The sequence below is a fragment of the Winogradskyella sp. HB-48 genome (genome assembly GCF_049942685.1).
GTDB lineage: Bacteria > Bacteroidota > Bacteroidia > Flavobacteriales > Flavobacteriaceae > Winogradskyella.
Genome location: NZ_CP187934.1, coordinates 3,107,420 through 3,124,906 on the forward strand (window position 1 = coordinate 3,107,420; position 17,487 = coordinate 3,124,906).

At 32.8% G+C, this 17,487-nt stretch carries 20 protein-coding genes; 7 read left to right on the forward strand and 13 right to left on the reverse strand.

The features are described from left to right. Nucleotides 1–960 (forward strand): sterol desaturase family protein, encoded by a 960-nt coding sequence (locus tag ACPX19_RS13900; RefSeq protein ID WP_426430634.1) that lies wholly within the window; start codon nt 1–3, stop codon nt 958–960. Beyond that, the gene (locus tag ACPX19_RS13905) at nt 957–1,748 is read left to right on the forward strand and encodes an SDR family oxidoreductase (protein WP_426430635.1); all 792 of its coding nucleotides are present in this window, start codon (nt 957–959) and stop codon (nt 1,746–1,748) included. The genes ACPX19_RS13900 and ACPX19_RS13905 overlap by 4 nt, the downstream gene beginning before the upstream one ends. A 6-nt stretch (nt 1,749–1,754) precedes the next feature. Here ACPX19_RS13905 and ACPX19_RS13910 read toward each other — a convergent pair whose 3' ends face one another. Further along, on the reverse strand, nt 1,755–2,351 hold the full coding sequence (locus tag ACPX19_RS13910) for a hypothetical protein (RefSeq protein ID WP_426430636.1): 597 nt from the start codon (nt 2,349–2,351) through the stop codon (nt 1,755–1,757). A 3-nt stretch (nt 2,352–2,354) separates the two neighbouring features. Beyond that, on the reverse strand, nt 2,355–3,005 hold the full coding sequence (locus tag ACPX19_RS13915) for a YceI family protein (RefSeq protein WP_426430637.1): 651 nt from the start codon (nt 3,003–3,005) through the stop codon (nt 2,355–2,357). Between the two features lie 123 nt (nt 3,006–3,128). Here ACPX19_RS13915 and ACPX19_RS13920 point away from each other — a divergent pair, with 123 nt between their 5' ends. Beyond that, entirely contained in the window at nt 3,129–3,971 is an 843-nt protein-coding gene (locus ACPX19_RS13920; RefSeq protein WP_426430638.1) for a winged helix-turn-helix domain-containing protein, read from the forward strand. Here the strand turns inward: ACPX19_RS13920 and ACPX19_RS13925 are convergent, their stop codons facing one another. Genes ACPX19_RS13925 through ACPX19_RS13935 form a run of 3 tightly spaced genes read right to left on the reverse strand, consistent with a single transcriptional unit; the run spans nt 3,972 to nt 6,448 of the window. Continuing rightward, nucleotides 3,972–4,649 carry a metal-dependent hydrolase gene (locus ACPX19_RS13925; RefSeq protein ID WP_426430639.1) on the reverse strand — a complete coding sequence of 226 codons (678 nt, stop codon included), beginning with the start codon at nt 4,647–4,649 and terminating at the stop codon, nt 3,972–3,974. 35 nt (nt 4,650–4,684) lie between these two features. After that, nucleotides 4,685–5,593 carry a 1,4-dihydroxy-2-naphthoate octaprenyltransferase gene (menA, locus tag ACPX19_RS13930; RefSeq protein ID WP_426430640.1) on the reverse strand — a complete coding sequence of 303 codons (909 nt, stop codon included), beginning with the start codon at nt 5,591–5,593 and terminating at the stop codon, nt 4,685–4,687. Nucleotides 5,594–5,608: 15 nt separating this feature from the next. Beyond that, nucleotides 5,609–6,448, reverse strand: coding sequence for a 1,4-dihydroxy-2-naphthoyl-CoA synthase (locus ACPX19_RS13935; RefSeq protein ID WP_426430641.1), 840 nt, complete (start codon nt 6,446–6,448; stop codon nt 5,609–5,611). 115 nt (nt 6,449–6,563) lie between these two features. Here ACPX19_RS13935 and ACPX19_RS13940 point away from each other — a divergent pair, with 115 nt between their 5' ends. Beyond that, nucleotides 6,564–6,980, forward strand: a complete 417-nt coding sequence (locus ACPX19_RS13940; RefSeq protein WP_426430642.1) for a hypothetical protein — start codon at nt 6,564–6,566, stop codon at nt 6,978–6,980. 23 nt (nt 6,981–7,003) lie between these two features. On the opposite strand, the gene ACPX19_RS13945 is transcribed toward ACPX19_RS13940, so the two are convergent. From ACPX19_RS13945 to ACPX19_RS13965, 5 genes are all read right to left on the reverse strand, one after another. After that, a complete protein-coding gene (locus ACPX19_RS13945; protein ID WP_426430643.1) occupies nt 7,004–7,840 on the reverse strand; it encodes a CvfB family protein in 837 nt (278 codons plus the stop codon). 100 nt (nt 7,841–7,940) lie between these two features. Further along, entirely contained in the window at nt 7,941–8,282 is a 342-nt protein-coding gene (locus tag ACPX19_RS13950) for a DUF2853 family protein (RefSeq protein ID WP_426430644.1), read from the reverse strand. Nucleotides 8,283–8,386: 104 nt separating this feature from the next. After that, nucleotides 8,387–10,147: a 2-succinyl-5-enolpyruvyl-6-hydroxy-3-cyclohexene-1-carboxylate synthase gene (menD, locus tag ACPX19_RS13955; protein ID WP_426430645.1), complete on the reverse strand. Its 1,761-nt coding sequence runs from the start codon at nt 10,145–10,147 to the stop codon at nt 8,387–8,389. A 30-nt stretch (nt 10,148–10,177) separates the two neighbouring features. Then, nucleotides 10,178–11,293, reverse strand: a complete 1,116-nt coding sequence (locus ACPX19_RS13960; RefSeq protein ID WP_426430646.1) for a chorismate-binding protein — start codon at nt 11,291–11,293, stop codon at nt 10,178–10,180. Nucleotides 11,294–11,296: 3 nt separating this feature from the next. Next, a complete protein-coding gene (locus tag ACPX19_RS13965; protein WP_426430647.1) occupies nt 11,297–11,722 on the reverse strand; it encodes a PaaI family thioesterase in 426 nt (141 codons plus the stop codon). A gap of 54 nt (nt 11,723–11,776) precedes the next feature. Here ACPX19_RS13965 and ACPX19_RS13970 point away from each other — a divergent pair, with 54 nt between their 5' ends. From ACPX19_RS13970 to ACPX19_RS13980, 3 genes are read left to right on the forward strand one after another with little or no spacing between them, the layout of a single operon-like run. Further along, a complete protein-coding gene (locus tag ACPX19_RS13970; protein WP_426430648.1) occupies nt 11,777–12,427 on the forward strand; it encodes an alpha/beta hydrolase in 651 nt (216 codons plus the stop codon). A gap of 54 nt (nt 12,428–12,481) precedes the next feature. Then, complete coding sequence (locus ACPX19_RS13975) at nt 12,482–14,536, forward strand: DUF3857 domain-containing transglutaminase family protein (protein WP_426430649.1); 2,055 nt, start codon at nt 12,482–12,484, stop codon at nt 14,534–14,536. Nucleotides 14,537–14,581: 45 nt separating this feature from the next. Continuing rightward, entirely contained in the window at nt 14,582–15,157 is a 576-nt protein-coding gene (locus tag ACPX19_RS13980) for a GNAT family N-acetyltransferase (protein ID WP_426430650.1), read from the forward strand. Between the two features lie 219 nt (nt 15,158–15,376). Here ACPX19_RS13980 and ACPX19_RS13985 read toward each other — a convergent pair whose 3' ends face one another. The 3 genes from ACPX19_RS13985 to ACPX19_RS13995 form a co-directional block, all read right to left on the reverse strand. Further along, on the reverse strand, nt 15,377–15,700 hold the full coding sequence (locus tag ACPX19_RS13985) for a YtxH domain-containing protein (RefSeq protein WP_426430651.1): 324 nt from the start codon (nt 15,698–15,700) through the stop codon (nt 15,377–15,379). A 248-nt stretch (nt 15,701–15,948) separates the two neighbouring features. After that, entirely contained in the window at nt 15,949–16,713 is a 765-nt protein-coding gene (locus ACPX19_RS13990; protein ID WP_426430652.1) for a hypothetical protein, read from the reverse strand. A gap of 122 nt (nt 16,714–16,835) precedes the next feature. Next, on the reverse strand, nt 16,836–17,471 hold the full coding sequence (locus ACPX19_RS13995; RefSeq protein WP_426430653.1) for a YiiX/YebB-like N1pC/P60 family cysteine hydrolase: 636 nt from the start codon (nt 17,469–17,471) through the stop codon (nt 16,836–16,838). Nucleotides 17,472–17,487: the final 16 nt, after the last annotated feature.

Here is a 17,487-nt window from a genome sequence, read left to right on the forward strand (position 1 = left end):
ATGTCAAAAATACTTAAATATTTTCGTATTTTAGATGCTGAAATACACCTACAAATGCCAGATTTCCCAAATATTATTCTTTATGCCATCCCATTTTTCATTTTGGCTATGTTACTAGAATTATATGTAACCACAAGAGAGCAACTAAAGCACGTAAAAGGTTATGAAGCAAAGGATGCTTTTGCATCCATAGCTATGGGTTTAGGAAATGTTTTTTTAGGCTTTGCAAGTAAAGTTTTGGTGTTATTAGCTTTGACTTGGGTTTACAATAACTTTAGATTATTTACCATTCCCTTTGCTTGGTGGTCTTTTGTTCTGTTATTTTTTGCAGATGATTTAGCTTATTATTGGTTTCATCGTATTTCTCACGAATGTCGCTTATTTTGGGCATCGCATGTGGTTCACCATTCTTCTCAACACTATAATTTGAGTACAGCTTTACGGCAAACTTGGTCAGGTGGATTTTATAGTTTTGTGTTTTGGTTATGGTTGCCACTTCTAGGATTTCATCCTGCCATGATTTTATTACAAATGTCTGTTAGTTTGCTCTATCAATTTTGGATTCACACGGAAGCCATTAACAAAATGCCTCGCTGGTTTGAAGCTGTTTTCAATACACCTTCTCACCACAGAGTGCATCACGGTAGCAACCCTATTTACTTAGACCGTAACCATGCAGGTATTTTAATCATTTGGGATAAACTCTTTGGTACTTTTCAGCCTGAACTAGATGAAGAAAAAGTAAACTATGGCTTAGTAAAAAACATCAATACTTTTAATCCTGTAAAAATCGCATTTTTAGAGTGGCTGTACATGATTAAAGATGCTTTTACTGGTAAAAAGACATTAAAACAGCGTTTTATGTACCTCATAAAACATCCTGGCTGGAAACATGACGGAACAGGTACAGTTAGTGATGACCTAAGACAGGAGTGGTTAAATTCAAATAAACAATCATGACATTTGAAAATAAAGTTATTTGGATTACAGGTGCATCAAGCGGTATCGGTAAAGCTCTTGCATTAGAATTATCTAAATACAATTGTAAACTTATTCTTTCGTCTCGTCGGCAAGCAGTTTTGAATGATGTAAAAAATGAATGTTTACAACCTAAAAACGTTGAAGTTTTGCCGCTAGACCTAGCCGATTATTATAAAATGCGAACGGTAGTAGAAAAGGCCCTTTCTTTGTTTGGTAACATTGACATCCTTATAAATAATGGTGGTATAAGTCAACGTTCTTTAATTATTGACACAGATATTGAGGTGGACAAAAAACTAATGGATATTGACTATTTGGGTACAGTGACTTTATCTAAAGCTTTACTCCCTCATTTTATTGCCAAACAATCAGGACATTTCGTAACAGTAACGAGTTTGATGGGCAAGTTTAGTTCGCCTTACCGCTCTGCTTATTGTGGCGCTAAACATGCATTACACGGCTTTTTTGATGCTCTAAGATTAGAGCATGATAAGGATAATATAAAAGTAACAATGATTTGCCCTGGATTTGTAAACACCAACGTTGCACGTAATGCTTTAACAGGTGATGGCTCAACCCGAAATGAGCAGGATACAGCAACCGAAAATGGCTTAAACGTTGATGTTTTTGCCAAACGAATGCTAAAAGCCATTAAAAGGGAAAAATTTGAAGCTTACATAGGTCAAAAAGAAGTTTTAGGCGTATATCTAAAGCGCTTTTTTCCGAAGCTGTTACATAAAGTAGTTTTGAAGAGTCAAGTAAGGTAAGGTCTTTTAATTTCCTTTATTATTTATTGCGCAGGCATTAGTCTTGAGTTTTATATCTTTTAATTTTTCCCATATCTCAGCATCAAAAACACTTGGTGAAAATCTAAACAGTACTAATACCCTATCTTCCTCTAAACAATTGTAAGTATTTACCAATACGTTTAAAGTCATCATCTTTTTTGTATGAAATGAATTAAATAAGCGTATCTTTCCTATGAAATTATTTTCATCATTCTTTATAAATAGAGCAACCGTTTCAGGAACTTTAAAATTTTGGTCTTTATTAACGGTAGCCATTAACCCATCAAAATATAACTGTAGATTGACTTCTAAGATGTTTTCATTAAGTACAGTATTCCCTTTTATACTCCAAGCAAAAACATAAGACCAATACTCTGAACTATCTTGATTAGACCAACCTTTTGGAAAACGGGCCTCTTCAAATCCTTGGTAGGTAATGTCAGGTGCAAAATGAATAGGGAATTCAAACATTTCCTTTGTCCATAAACTATCTACCACCAATAAACTTTCTGTGATGTTTTTTTGAGCAAGACTAAAGGAAAAACAAAAACTCATAAGAATTAATACCAAACTTCTATTCATTTTCTAGTGGTTTAAAAATAATTCAACCTCAAGTTCTACCGCATCAGAAATCGCATAATCCTTAAATTTTGAAACACCTTTAGAACTATAATTTATTCCGAAATCAGTTCTATCAATTTTAAATTTGGTGTAAAGCATTTTCTCTTTTGGCAAAAAATCCACGTTGTATAATACCATAGGTTTGGTAATGCCTTTAATGGTTAAATTGGCATCAATTTTAAGTCTACCGCCATCAATTTTTTCAAAATTCACAAATTCCAATTTAGCTTCCCAGAATTTATAAACTTCAAAAAAGTCTTCGTTTTTTAAGTGGTTAACCAAATCCTCACTGTATTCGCCATCTGTATTAATTATGGTATTCATATCAACAACGAAACTCCCACCAATAATTTCATTGTTTTTAAATTCCAAAGAACCTTCCTTAAAATTGACCGTTCCGTAATGTTCACCAAAACTAAAAAGCATTGAGCCTTTCCAATTTACGATGCTCTTTTCTACGTTTATCGCAATCAATCCATCAAAATTATTGTGGACTTCTTCGGGTGTTTCTTCTTTTACTACAATTAGATTTTCATTGTTTGTTTTCGGTTCATTTTTACAGCTGTTGAAAATACATAGGGTGATAAGAGCGAATAAAATAACTGTTTGTTTCATAATTGATTGTTTTATTGATTTTATCCAAAACTACTTTGATAGCTATCAGAAAATGTCAAAAAAGTGTAAAAGAAGTGTGAAGCCTTGTAAAAAGTGATTAAAATGCTGTTCTTTACATTGCTTATGAAAAAATACTATCGCTTCATTCTGCTTTTACTCAGTTATTTTGTGCTTAACTCTTGTTCTTCTGAAGTACGAGGTGTAAATCCTGATCAAGTCAAAATCGCCATTAGATCTGTTGGTCACGAATTGCTGTTAGCGCAAAAGGATTCTACATCTTTGGTTTTACCTGTTGAAGAAATCAACTCAAAAACCTATAAGCTAAAGTTTGAAAACGATTTATCTATTGATCCTGAAATTCTTGTGGAAATTATTGAGAAAAGCTTTAAGAAAGCAGAATTACCTTCTAATTACATTATTGAAGTTTTGCTGTGTAGCGATACAGAAATTGCATATAGCTACCAAATGAAGAATAGAACAGACACAGACATTGTGCCTTGTGGTGGTCGCGTGTTACCAAAATCCTGTTATTTTCTATTTATCAAATTTCAAGATAATAAAGCTGGTTTTAATTTTTGGATTTTATTTATTCCTATATTTTTTATAGGACTATTAGTTTACTCACTGATGAAAAGAACAATTCCTTTAAAACCTTCAAAGGAAGACGTTGACCAAATTCGACTAGGCAGTTTTATATTTTACCCAGAGCAACATAAATTAGTAAAACAAGCTACGGAAATAAGTCTTTCTAAAAAGGAATGTGAAATCCTTGAAATACTCTCAGAAAAACCCAACGACATAGTCGCTCGAGAAGAACTCACCAAACGCATTTGGGAGGATAATGGTGTTGTTGTCGGTAGAAGTTTAGACACTTATATCTCCAAACTTCGTAAAAAATTACAAGATGACCCTAATATTAAGCTGACAAATGTACACGGTATTGGTTATAAGCTGGAAATACAATAACTATACTTCCATACTACCACCAATGTCCAATAACTTTAGGGTTTTTAATTTAGAATCAAATTTGGCTTTTGCTTTTACCTTATCAATTTCAATATAACCAAATGTATCATAATGGTAACCTAACACTCTATCGCACTTTAAAAAACGGGTAGCTATAATTGCATCTTCTACTCCCATTGTAAAATTATCACCTATTGGTAAAACAGCTAAGTCTAAATCATAATTCTGACCTAGAATTTTCATATCATAATGTAGAGCCGTATCACCTGCTATGTATAGTGTTTTCTTATCTGCCTGTATTAAAAATCCACCTGGTTGTCCACCATATTTACCATCTGGAAATGAAGACGTATGCACAGCATTAACATATTTAACCTTACCAAAGTCAAAATTCCATGAACCTCCATGATTCATAGGATGTCCTTTAAATCCTAAATTTTGATAATGTACCACAATTTCATAATTAGAAACTATAGTTGCATCAGTCCGCTTTGCAATTCTTTCAACATCTAATATGTGATCTTGATGTGCGTGGGTTATTAGAATATAATCTGCTTTTATAGTATCAATGTCTATATGTGATGCTTTTTCGTTACCAGATATAAATGGATCTACAAGAATGTGAATGTGGTTAATTTCAATTCCTAAACACGCGTGACCGTAAAATGTGATTTTCATTTTAGATAGATTTTAAAAACTAATTATACACTAAGTTAATACAAAACATACCCAACACCTAATAACAATGCAAAAAGAAACGTAGATAATGCCAATACCTTTAACTGGCTATCAAAATCATTAGGTGCTTTTGCAACTCTTATTTTTTTCAGATGAACTAATAAAGGAACAAAAGCTATTAAATACAAAAAATTATAGGATTCTTCTACGTAATAAAAAATTGAAAAAACCACAGAGGTCAACATAGCCCCTATAATAAGAAAATAGTGATATAGCTTAGCCCGTTTAATGCCTAGTTTTACGGCTACTGTGATTTTACCCACGTTGGCATCTGCTTCTAAATCTCTCATATTATTTAGATTTAAAACACCTACGCTTAATAAACCTAATGCTACAGCCGGTAATACAACAAGGTGATCAATAGTGTGTACATAGAGTAAGTAACTACCGATAGTACTTATTAGTCCAAAAAATATAAAGACAAAAACGTCACCAAGAGCTCGATAACCATAAGGTGAATCACCCATTGTGTAATTAAGGGCTGCATAAACAGAAATACCCCCCAAAAACACAAAAAGCAATAAAAATAAAAAGTTATTTGGTCCAAAAGCTGCCATGATAAGTGATAACGTTAGTATAATAACCACCACTATATTAAACTTTATGGCATCTAACATTTCGTCTGGAGTAATAGTACCGCTTTGTATTGCCCTTTCTGGCCCTACCCGATTTGCATTATCAGTACCTTTGATGCCATCTCCATAGTCGTTCGCCAAATTAGATAGTACTTGAAGACTTATAGTTGTTAAGATAGCTAGCACCAAAACCCACCAACTAAAGCGACCATTATACAGCGCAAAACAAGTTCCTAAGATAATCCCTGAAACTGACAGTGGGAGTGTTCTAAGCCTCATGGCCAAAAGCCAAGGTTTAATTTTTTTCATTAAGCCTTTTTTATTTTATGGAATCCATTTTTTTGGAAAGTTAGGTTTTCTTTTTTCTAAGAATGCATTACGTCCTTCTTTAGCTTCATCTGTCATGTAAGCAAGTCTGGTGGCTTCACCTGCGAATACTTGTTGACCTACCATTCCATCATCAGTAAGATTCATCGCAAACTTTAGCATTTTTATAGAGATTGGTGATTTCGCTAAAATTTCCTGCGCCCATTCATAGGCAGTATTTTCTAATTCATCGTGCGGTATCACGGCATTGACCATACCCATTTCGTAGGCTTCCTGGGCTGAATAATTTCTTCCTAAGAAAAATATTTCCCTAGCTTTTTTTTGACCGACCATTTTTGCTAAATAAGCAGACCCATAACCACCATCAAAACTAGTAACATCAGCATCCGTTTGCTTAAAAATTGCATGCTCTTTACTTGCCAAGGTTAAATCGCATACCACATGCAAACTGTGTCCACCACCTACTGCCCAACCAGGCACTACTGCTATTACTGCTTTAGGCATAAAACGAATTAGACGTTGAACTTCTAAAATATTCAACCTGTGATAACCATCATCACCAACATAACCTTGGTGGCCTCTGGCTTTTTGATCTCCACCAGAGCAAAAACTCCAAACTCCATCTTTAGACGATGGACCTTCGGCACTTAATAAAACGACACCAATATTCACATCCTCGTTTGCATCATAAAATGCATCATAAAGTTCTGAAGTTGTCTTTGGACGAAAGGCATTACGTACATCTGGACGATTAAATGCAATTCTTGCAACACCATTACATTTGTGATATGTTATATCTTCATAAGATTTGGCAACTTTCCAATCTATATGGTTCATATTTTTCAAAATTTTGAGAACAAAAATAAGGAATAAATAATTATGGGAGAACCAATCATTTCTGTTTGAAGTTATTGTGTCATCATGCTATATTTGCAACTAATTTTCAAAAGGCATGGTTAATAGCATAATGCATACTACTACGGATAGTTACCAACACTTTAAAGTTAATTTAGGTAATATATATTTATTTGAAGATTATTTTGTTGGAGAGTTCGACGAAGGTGTTGATATTAATTTTGAAAATTTCTCGGATATTACTGAAATCGTAAAAATTCATTTTGAAAATCGTCCCTTTGGCTTCATATCAAACAGAATTAACTCCTACTCTTTAAACTTAAATGATGCAGATTTATTTAATGCTGCATTTCCTAATTTAAAGGCCTATGCTGTTGTGGTATATAACACTCTAACCGAAAAAGTTTTTGAAATAGAGAATCACTTTTTTAATTTCAACCGAAAAGCTTTTACAGATATTGAAGAATCCATTACTTGGGTTAAAAATTGTATATCATCTCAATTAATCAGCTAATATCCAGCTATATTAATAATTATTTAATTTTTAACCAATGTGATTCCATCTTCACTAATGGTGATTAACCGTTCTTTATAAAGTGAGCCAATCGCTTTTTTGAAAGCCTTTTTACTCATTTGTAATTGCTCTTTTATGTCTTCTGGACTCGACTTATCATGTAATGGTAAAAAGCCACTATTATCTTTTAATTCATTGATGATGAATTCTGCATTGGGTTCAATATTTCTGTAACCTATTTGATTTAGCGATATATCAAGCTTATTGTCTTGACGCACTTTTTTAACAATTCCTTTTAGTCTATCTCCTACACTAATGTCTTTGTAAATATCATCTTTAAATACCAAGCCTAAGTGCTTTTTGTTTACAATAACATTCATACCTATTTCTGATGGATGCGACACAATTAAATCTACTTCATCAAACTGTTTTACAGTAAGTTCTTTATTATCTAAAAAGCGATTGGTCTTACTAGACGCAACTAAGCGCTCTGTTTCTTCATCCAAATAACAATAGACTAAATACCAACCACCAGCTTTCATTTTAAAAGCTTGTTCCTTAAACGGGCAAAACAATTCTTTTACCAAACCCCAATCCAAGAAAGCACCGAACTTAGTGACTTGATTACATCTTAATAGTGCAAAATCGCCCTTTTTTATAAAAGGCTTGTCTGTTGTGGCTACTGGACGTTCTTCATTATCCAAATACACGAAAACTTCGAGCTTATCACCAATTTCAAATGTTTCTGGAACATATCTATTTGGCAATAAAACTTCTCCGTCTTCACCATCCCCAAGAAACAGTCCTGGCTCAGTATCTCTTAATATTTCTAATGTATTGTATTCTCCTAAATGTATCATGCCGTAAAGGTAGAAATAAGTTACAAGCGAAAAGTAGAAAATTTAAGAAATAAAAAAGACCTTTCTCAAAAAGAAAGGTCTTTTTATCTATATATAAAGTCTATTTGTAAACTGAAGCTTTTTTGAAATGAGCACATAATAAATAATATACAACAGCTCTATATTTATTTCTATTAGACTGACCGTATTTATCCATCACAGAAGCTATCGCTCCATCTAGATTGTCCTTTTCACTTAGACCCAACTTTTTAATTAAGTAATTATTCTTTACGGTTGCTAATTCTTTTTCATCTGAACCAGAAACTGTTGAAGAATCAGGATTATAGATAGAAGGTCCTAAACCTACAGTGACTTTAGTTAATAAATCCATGTCTGGATTAACACCACACTTTTCTTTTAAATCAGCAGCGTACTTTGCGATTAATTCGTCTCTTTTACTCATTTTATTCTTGTTTTAGATTAAATAAATTGTCCCCTTAAAGGTAAGTATTTTTTAGACACTTAAAAAGCATAAAAGTCACATATAGTGATAATTAATTGATTTTTTTACATTATAAACTTGAAATAGTCTAAAAGCACCTGATCATTAATAGTAGATGGCGTAAAAACTTCTAAAAGTTTTGGCTTTTTGGATGCATTGTAAAACTTATCTAATACTCCATCTAAGGACGCTTCATCTTTAGCTTTAAAATATTCAAACCCATACATCTCGCAGAGCTGTTTAGCTGTTAAATGGTGCTTCGTTTCAAAATACGTATCAAAATTTTCGGTATTCTTATGACCTGGTAAAATTCTGAAAATACCACCACCCTCGTTATTAATAACAATGATTCTAAAATTCTTTGGAATGTAATTATTCCAAAGTGCATTACTATCATAGAAAAAGCTTAAATCACCTGTTATAAATGTTACACGTTGCTTATTAACTACCGCAGCTCCGATGGCTGTACTTGTACTTCCATCTATACCACTAGTACCTCGGTTACAAAATACAGTAATGTCCTTTCTAAGTTGAAATAATTGTGTGTAGCGTATTGTAGAGCTATTACCAACTTGTAACTGACTTTGCTTTGGAATACCTCTTAATATGGTATTAAATACAGTAAAATCTGAAAACGGAATCGTTTTTAAATAGTCATCATGAAGCTTTCTTCGCTTTTGCCTCACCTTTAACCAAGTGGTTTTATAATCACTTTTAGTGTGATGTGTTACTTGTGGTAAAAAGGTTTTTAAAAACGTATTAGGAGTTAATTTAATATGTTTATCTAAACAGAAAAATGTGTCATTAGCCTTAAATAAATCCACATGCCAATGATCTTCTGGTTTGTATTGTCTCAAAAAGGCTTTAACTTTTTTAGAAACTATCATACCGCCAAAAGTCAAAAGAATATCTGGTTGTAATGACTGAAATTCTTCCTCATCTAGCGGTGCAATCATTTTATCTATTCCAGGAAAAAAATCTGGATGATGCAAATTTGACGTGGTCTCTGTAAATACCAATATACTATCGTCATCAGCTAATTCTTGCAACCATTGCTCTTCAATCGAATCTGGTGGTAGCACGCCAACCAGAATCATTTTTCGTTTTGCTGAGTGCCAAATATCCAAAAGACTTTTTATTTCAAAATCATCTATCTTCTCTGTTCGGTCAGCAATACTAAAAGGTTTAGGATTTATGCTTAGTTCATCTACTGTTTCATAAAGAGGCTCATCAAACGGAATATTAATGTGAACTGGACCAGACTTTAGTCTTGCTATGGTTATAGCATCATGCACTTCAGATTCATTATGAGACTGTATATCTTTTTGAATTCCCAAGAAACGCTCAAGCTTATTCTCAATACTTCGCATTATCGGCAACTCATCATCTACAGATTTATGTTCTTTATCTTTTAAATCCAATTTTAGATTTGTACTGTATAATACATGCTCTCCATAAACGTTTTTCTGTTTTATGGTTTGCCCATCACCTACATCAATTAAGTGTTTGGGTCTATCAGCTGATAAAACTATTAATGGTATATTACTGTAATACGCTTCAGAAATCGCAGGATAATAATTAAGCAGTGCACTACCAGAAGTACAGACCATAGCTACTGGTTCTTGTAGCTGTTGCGCAATACCAAGTGCAAAAAAAGCAGCGCAGCGTTCGTCTACAATACTGTAGCAATTAAAGAAATCATCGTTGGTAAAACCTATGGTTAAAGGTGCATTTCGACTTCCAGGCGAAATAACTATATGTTTAACATTATGCGTTTTGCATAGTGTAACAACCGTCTGAGATAAGGGAATTTTAGAGTATTTCATCAAATAACAAAGATAAGGATTCTCTTTATTTTAACTTAAAACGTTAGCAATAGTTTTAGTTTTATTTACCGTTTCTTCCCATTCATTTTCCGGCATAGAATCTTTTGTAATACCTCCACCAACATAAATCACGGCTTTTTGATTTTTTAATTGCATACAACGAAGGTTGACATAGAAATTAGAATGCTTTTTTACAACAGTATAAGCATTGTTCTCTACATTACGTCTGTTAGTATTTCTAGTTTTGGAAGTCTTTAGATTAAGTTCACCTAAAAAACCTGTATAATACTCTCGATTGTAATTCTCATTATTCAAAATGAATTCTTTAGATAATTCTTTTGGAAAACCACAGACTGCTGGTGTTGGATGCAAAGCTTCAATAATAGATTTTAAGCTACTATCGCTTTTTATCTGGCTATGTATGTATGTTTTAAGATGCAAGAGGTTACCTGCTCTTACAGTTTCAACTTCCGAAATTTTAATGTCGCCCGTATGAGGTTCTATCTGTTTGGTGATATAATCTGTTACAATTTGTTGCTCTTCATATTCTTTTTGCGTCCATATTACTTCAGCGTTTGCTGTGTAAGGTTGAGTTCCTGCTAAAGAAATCGTTGTCAGTTGTTTTCCTTCAACTTTAAACAATAATTCTGGTGTTGCACCTAACCACAACCCAACTTTTGGATGATACCAGCAATATACCATCGCATTTTTGTAGGTATTAAAAAGCCTTTTGAAAATTGTAAATGGATTTGCGTTTTCTAAGTCTTTTTCAACCTTTCGAGATAAAACGACTTTTGATAAATCTCCATTCTTAATGATATCTATACCTTTTGAAACAAGTTGTAAATGTTCGGCTTCACCTTTATTTTCAATAGATTCCGTTTTAAAGTCTTCCACTAAATCTAAATGAGCAGTTTCTAATGTATAGTGCTCACATTCTATTTCAGGAAGTAGTATGCTTTTATTATTTAAATCAAAAGGCGCAAACACAAAACCACTTTCTGAAAAATCTGAAGTTGTATGTAGAGTCTCATCATTTTGTAGCCAACACTTAATTACCGAGTTGATGGCTCTACTGTAAACTACAAAAGGCAACTGATTTTGATATTGAAGCTCCAATATTTCAAAAAAAGAATCTTGGGTCATTTATTACTTTTTAATCGGTAATGAAATGGTAGATAAACGACAAACGGAAATTAAATTATCCTTCTCGTCCGTGATTCTAATATCTAGCAATTGTGTGGTACGACCCTTATGCAAAAATGTAGCTTTAGCATAGACATAGCCGTCCTTTACACTTTTTAAATGATTGGCTGTAATCTCTAAACCTCTAACAAAATATTGTTCTAAATCCGTGAAAATATGCGCTGCGAAACTACCTACACTCTCTGCTAAGGCAGCCGTAGCACCTCCATGCAATACACCATCGGGTTGGTGTACTTTTGGGGTTACTGGCATTCTCGCAACTAAAAAATCCTCGCCATAATCTATCATCTCTATATCTAAAGTTTCCATTAAAGTGTTTTTTGAGACTTCGTTGGCTTTTGCCAAAATCATTTCCTTAGATAATTGCATATAAAACCTTTATTTTTATCATCAGTTACAAAAATACTGAAACTACTAGGAATAATGAATTCAGAGGAAAAAGAAATCGTTTACCAAACAAGTAACTCATACTCTACCTTAAACACATTAACCCAATACACTAAAAATGTTTGGTTTGTGTGCCATGGCATGGGTTATCTAAGTCGTTACTTTTTACGGTATTTTAAAGATCTAAATGCTGAAGAAAACTATTTTATAGCACCACAAGCTCCAAGCAAATATTACATACAACCAAAAATGCATGTTGGTGCTAATTGGTTGACAAGAGATAATACCGAAAGTGGTATGCAGAATATCCTAAATTATTTTGATGCGGTTTTTGAAGCTGAAAACATTCCCGAAGATGTCAACTTTATTGTTTTTGGGTATTCCCAAGGTGTGAGTGTTGCCATGCGTTATTTAGCTAAACGACAATTACAATGTTCGCAATTGGTATTACATTCTGGTGGTATTCCTAAGGAATTAACTGCTAAAGACTTTGAATATCTTTCAGAAAACACTGAGGTAAAACTGATTTACGGTACTGAAGACGAATATTTAGATGCCGAGCGTATAGCACAAGAGAGACAACATGCGGAAGAACTCTTTGGTAAAAGGTTGAAGATTCTTCAGTTTGAAGGAAAGCACGAAGTAAACACAAACTTTATTTTGGAAATAGGCAACTATTCAATTTAATGTTGTTTTTTTATAGTTTGTAAGAATATCTACCATTATCAAAAAACTATTTTCTTGAAACATCTAATTACACTCAAATTTATTTTCTTTTTTTTATTGTTAAGCTTTGGTCAACAACGTGTACATGTGTCTGACATTCCTAATTGGGTAAATATTCAAAATTATGATTTGTCACCTAATATTGATGAAGAAGAGATTTCGCAAGGGACATTAACACTAATAGCAGATTACCAAATAAATGTTCCAAAACAAGAAAGCCACTTTCGGATTGCTAGTAAAATCACCAACACATCTGGTGTTCAAAGTGGTTCCGATATAAATGTTGTATATGACCCATCTTATCAAAAACTTACTTTTCACTCAATTAATATCATTAGAAATGGTGAAATCATCGATAAATTAAACCCTGAATTTTTTCAAGTCATTCGACGAGAATTGAACGCCGAAAATTACCTCTACGACGGTTCATATACAGCCATGACCAATTTATCTGATGTTAGAGTTGGTGATATTGTAGATATAAGTTATACGATTAAAGGATTTAACCCCATTCATAATGGTAAGTACTCTAATTTGTTTTACTTAAATGATTACGTTCCTATTGGTAAAGTAAATATCATACTTTACACAAAAAATGGTATTAACTACAAGCTTTATAATACCGATAAAGAACCTATAATTTCAACCAAAAACGGTTACAAAACTTACAATTGGACGACAATTACACCAAAATCATTTTTTTATGAAGAGTATATTCCGTCCTGGAAAATAGTGCTTCCTACAGTTGCGGTAACGGATTATAATAACTGGAGCGAAGTTACTAGTTGGGCATCTTCAATATTTTATCAAAATGAAGCATTATCTTCAGGATTAAAACAAAAAATTCAGGACATTGCCTATAAAAACGAATCTGACGGTAAAAAAATTGAAGCTGTTTTGGATTTTGTTCAAAACGAGATTAGGTACTTAGGCTTAGAATACGGTATAGGAAGTTACAAACCTAATTCACCTAATAAAGTATTTGAGCAACGCTATGGTGATTGCAAAGACAAGAGTTTACTTATGGTAAATATGTTAAAGGAATTAGACATTAAGGCATATCCTATGCTAGTTAATAGCTCTTTAAAAAATACTTTGTTAGATCTTCCTCCTTCTCCAGAATTTTTTAACCATTGTGTTGTAAAAGTAATTGATAGCAAAGACAACTTAATGTATTTTGATCCTACCTTAAGCGAACAATCTGGCACATATTACAAACGACATTTTCCTAACTATGAATATGGCCTTGTAGTTGACCAAACTACTAAATCTTTTGACACAATTATATCTAATTCCAGCAACACTGTTTCAATTTATGAAGAATATGATATTAAAGACCTTAAAGGTAAAGCATCACTAAATGTAAAAACAACTTATACTGATGTTGAAGCCGATAGAATGCGTTATGTTATTAAGAATACTGCCAAAACAACATTCCATACAGAATTAGAAAACTTTTATGCAACATACCATAATAAAGTAAGGATGCTAAAAGACCCTATTATTGAAGATAATAAGGATAAAAACGAATTAATTATCAAAGAGTTTTATGCTATTGATAGTATATGGAAACCTATGCATTTAGAGCCAAATAAAATCTCTATTGAATTTGTGCCTACCAATCTACAAAATGTATTAATTTTTCCTAATATGGAATCTAGACGTCATCCTATAGAGCTACCTTATCCAGTTTCTAGATATCACACTACAAAGGTTAAACTTCCTCAAAAATGGCGTTTTCAATCCTCCAACGACTTAATAAGCAATGATGTCTTTTATTACGACAGTAATATTATATTTAATAGAAAAGAAAATATAATAACAGCAAAAAATTACTTAAAGGTTCAAAAACCTATTATAGAAGTGTCTGATTTTAAAAGTTTTAAAAAAGATATTAACCTAATGGATAAGTCTTTTGGATTTACAATTTTTATTGAAAAAGATGGTGTTCTTAGCCGCATTAATTCCAACAACGAATCTACCAATTGGTTTTTAATTCTTTTTCTAATTCTTGTAACATTTGCAGCAACAGGTTTTGTTTACTACTATGTAAAAGATTCAAAGAAGTGAATTTGAAAATTTAGATTAATTTGTTTCATATTAGTTCACTAGACCATGACAGTACCAACCCTAGAAAACAAGCGTGTAAAACTAAGTCTGCTAGACTTAAGCAATTACAAACATTTAGAAAGTATTGCTCAACAAAAAGACCTTATCTTCTACTCACCTTCCGATATTTCTACACCAGAAAAACTGAGGGATTATGTGCAAGTGGCTGTAGATGGCTATTACCATAAAACCATTATTCCGTTTATTGTTTTTGACAAAGCCACCCAAACCTATGCTGGCTCTACACGTTTTGGACTCATTAACTGGAAAAACAAACTACTACATATTGGTTGGACATGGATTGGGCACGAATTTCAAGGGACAGGATTAAATGCCAATATGAAATTTTTAATGCTACAGTATGCTTTTGAAACCCTTGAATTTGAAAAAGTAGAATTTAGAATAGATGAACGCAACAACAAATCGAGACGCGCTGTTGAAAAACTTGGTGCTACCTTAGAAGGTATTCTGCGCAAAGATGTACTTATGAAAGATGGCTTTAGACGAAGTACTTGTTGTTATGGTATTTTAAAAGAAGAATGGCCAGAAATAAAAGCTAAATTGCTTAAAGTTATTGGGTAATTATAACATCACTTCGAGTAATTTTCTGTTGGCTGAGCGTAGTCGAAGCCAGCAAAAATTGTACCTGCCTTTGTCGGCAGACAGGTCGAGAAGTTTTATTTATTGGTTCTCGATAGCTCTGCTGAGCCTGTCGAAGTACAAATTTTATTCCTTTCACTCATAAAATTCACTCGAACTGACGGAAATAAAAAAGCCACAACTAAATTGTGGCTTCAATTACTAACTTGTTTGCTGTAAGGTCTTATTCTTTTCTTTAAGAATAGCCAATTGCTTTTCTAAAAAGGTAATGGCTTCTTCTGTTTTGTAACTGGCTTTTGAGGCAAAGTCTTTCATGTCTTCTTTAAACTTGTCTTTACCAGATTTTGCGGCTTTAGACAAATCTTCTTTTACTTCATTAAAGTCATCTACAAGTTTGTCTTTTATCCCCTTACCCTCTTTTTTAAGATGATCTCTAGTTACACTGCCTTTGTCTGGTGCTAATAATACACCTGCAGCTGCACCAATTAATGCTCCTAATACTAATGCACCTTTATACTGAATCATAATTTTTCTTTTTTAAGTTAAACGTTGTTTACTTATTGGTAGTAAAATCTTGCGTTTTGTTACAAACAAATTCAGTGCCAAAGAGGTTTGAGGCTAAATTTCGGGAGTTACGCTTATCGTGTTTGTGTATGGTTAGTTGCGTGTTTAAGCAACTAATCTAGTAAAAAAACAAAGGCGATAATTCAGCGCGAGGATTTTCCGAAAGGAAAATCAGAAGCAATGTACTATACACGTTGTTGGGCATAGTTTTATTCAAATTCTAAATCATTAATCAATTGATTAAGTCTTTTTCCTTTTTCAGTCCATTCATACATTCCTTTTCCTAAATGTTGAATCAAGTCATTGGATTCAAAATATGATAAGATTTGTGAATTAATATTTTCATCTTTTGATAGACCTGAATATCCTCCTTGTATAAAAAAGTTTATCGTGTTTCTAGCTGTTTTTAATTTTGGATTTTCTTTAACCTTGTTGAAAATCCCAATTATTTCCTGTTCTTCATCCTCTGTCTTTGAACCTTTATCATTAAAGTCTGTTTCGCTTTTTTTGACAGATTCCATTTGTTCTATTATGCCTTTTAATTGCTTGATTTCATCGTTTTTGTTTTGAAGAAGAGAGTCAAATTTTCTTTCAGAATCAATAATCTGTTCTCGTAATTGAATAGACTGTTCAAGGGTAAGAAGTTGCTTTTTTTCAATAGCATTTTTGTTGTCTACTCTCCATTTTTCAAATTTTAAACTTAACCAATATGCTCCATTTGAAATGAATGGAATTACAGTCAATAAAATTAATGTCGAAAGTAAAGGATACCAAATTAAAAATTTTGGATCACTAAAATTTTCAACTATATAGTCAATTTTGTTTTTATCGATTTTATCTTCGTCAATAAAAAATGTTGTATAAAGAATTTTCCAATTCCAAACTAACCAAGCAAATGTAAAAGTTCCAAATAAGGGACTTGTTACTCGCTGATATAAAATAGAATTTATTGATTTTCTTAAATCTGATATCATACTCTTTAAATTATGTCCAACGGTTAGATAAGGTCAGTTAATAATTGACTTTATCGGATGATAAGCGAAGTTATAGTTTAAAAACTATAAAGGCAATACGTAACTTTACGTAGTTTTAAACATTATTGTAAACGCTTTATAAAAGCTAAGGTCTTAGAAGCAGCCATACCATTTGGGTTACAACCCAATTTACCTTCTGGTATTTCTATGCCTAAATCTTTATAGTGCGTAACCCAACCGTCGTGAAAGGTATTGGTTTCAGCGTTTTTAAAGGTCATAGGCTCAAGCGTAAACACATTGTCTTCTTTAAACAATTCGTAGATATACTCTGAGCAGTAATAGCCTTTGTCTTCTAATATGTAGGTAAAATTGTAAGGCTCACCAAGTAAGTCCTTGGCTTTAGAAATGGCACGTTCTATCTGCGGTTTGGTACTATTTTTAATTCGGTATACATCGGCACTATAGGTTGAAGCATCCTCAGATTTTAAAAACAATTCTAAAGGCTCTTTTACCACACCTTTGCCCAAATCTGAGTGGTAGACAAAAACGTTTTTGTTTTCTACACTACAAATGCCCATGTGCGTGTAGTTTGTCGCTTTTTCGGTTTGAGTAACCTCGTTAATAGCTTCAGATAAGTCACTTTGTGATGCACCTCTAAAAACAATATCGCCAGACTTAATAGTGGTTGCAGTTGTGCAAGACAACACTAATGATAAAACTATAAATAATGGTATTCTTGCAAGTATAATATTCTTCAAACCTTTGTTAAGCTAT

Bases quoted from the DNA above. Each gene is read 5' to 3' on its own strand.
- ACPX19_RS13905 (WP_426430635.1), top strand. From the start codon at position 957: ATGACATTTGAAAATAAAGTTATTTGGATTACAGGTGCATCAAGCGGT.
- ACPX19_RS13985 (WP_426430651.1), bottom strand. From the start codon at position 15,700: ATGATTCAGTATAAAGGTGCATTAGTATTAGGAGCATTAATTGGTGCA.
- menD (WP_426430645.1), bottom strand. From the start codon at position 10,147: ATGAAATACTCTAAAATTCCCTTATCTCAGACGGTTGTTACACTATGC.
- ACPX19_RS13990 (WP_426430652.1), bottom strand. From the start codon at position 16,713: ATGATATCAGATTTAAGAAAATCAATAAATTCTATTTTATATCAGCGA.
- ACPX19_RS13910 (WP_426430636.1), bottom strand. From the start codon at position 2,351: ATGAATAGAAGTTTGGTATTAATTCTTATGAGTTTTTGTTTTTCCTTT.
- ACPX19_RS13940 (WP_426430642.1), top strand. From the start codon at position 6,564: ATGGTTAATAGCATAATGCATACTACTACGGATAGTTACCAACACTTT.
- ACPX19_RS13900 (WP_426430634.1), top strand. From the start codon at position 1: ATGTCAAAAATACTTAAATATTTTCGTATTTTAGATGCTGAAATACAC.
- ACPX19_RS13970 (WP_426430648.1), top strand. From the start codon at position 11,777: ATGAATTCAGAGGAAAAAGAAATCGTTTACCAAACAAGTAACTCATAC.
- ACPX19_RS13950 (WP_426430644.1), bottom strand. From the start codon at position 8,282: ATGAGTAAAAGAGACGAATTAATCGCAAAGTACGCTGCTGATTTAAAA.
- ACPX19_RS13960 (WP_426430646.1), bottom strand. From the start codon at position 11,293: ATGACCCAAGATTCTTTTTTTGAAATATTGGAGCTTCAATATCAAAAT.
- menA (WP_426430640.1), bottom strand. From the start codon at position 5,593: ATGAAAAAAATTAAACCTTGGCTTTTGGCCATGAGGCTTAGAACACTC.
- ACPX19_RS13980 (WP_426430650.1), top strand. From the start codon at position 14,582: ATGACAGTACCAACCCTAGAAAACAAGCGTGTAAAACTAAGTCTGCTA.
- ACPX19_RS13935 (WP_426430641.1), bottom strand. From the start codon at position 6,448: ATGAACCATATAGATTGGAAAGTTGCCAAATCTTATGAAGATATAACA.
- ACPX19_RS13915 (WP_426430637.1), bottom strand. From the start codon at position 3,005: ATGAAACAAACAGTTATTTTATTCGCTCTTATCACCCTATGTATTTTC.
- ACPX19_RS13965 (WP_426430647.1), bottom strand. From the start codon at position 11,722: ATGCAATTATCTAAGGAAATGATTTTGGCAAAAGCCAACGAAGTCTCA.
- ACPX19_RS13945 (WP_426430643.1), bottom strand. From the start codon at position 7,840: ATGATACATTTAGGAGAATACAATACATTAGAAATATTAAGAGATACT.
- ACPX19_RS13920 (WP_426430638.1), top strand. From the start codon at position 3,129: ATGAAAAAATACTATCGCTTCATTCTGCTTTTACTCAGTTATTTTGTG.
- ACPX19_RS13925 (WP_426430639.1), bottom strand. From the start codon at position 4,649: ATGAAAATCACATTTTACGGTCACGCGTGTTTAGGAATTGAAATTAAC.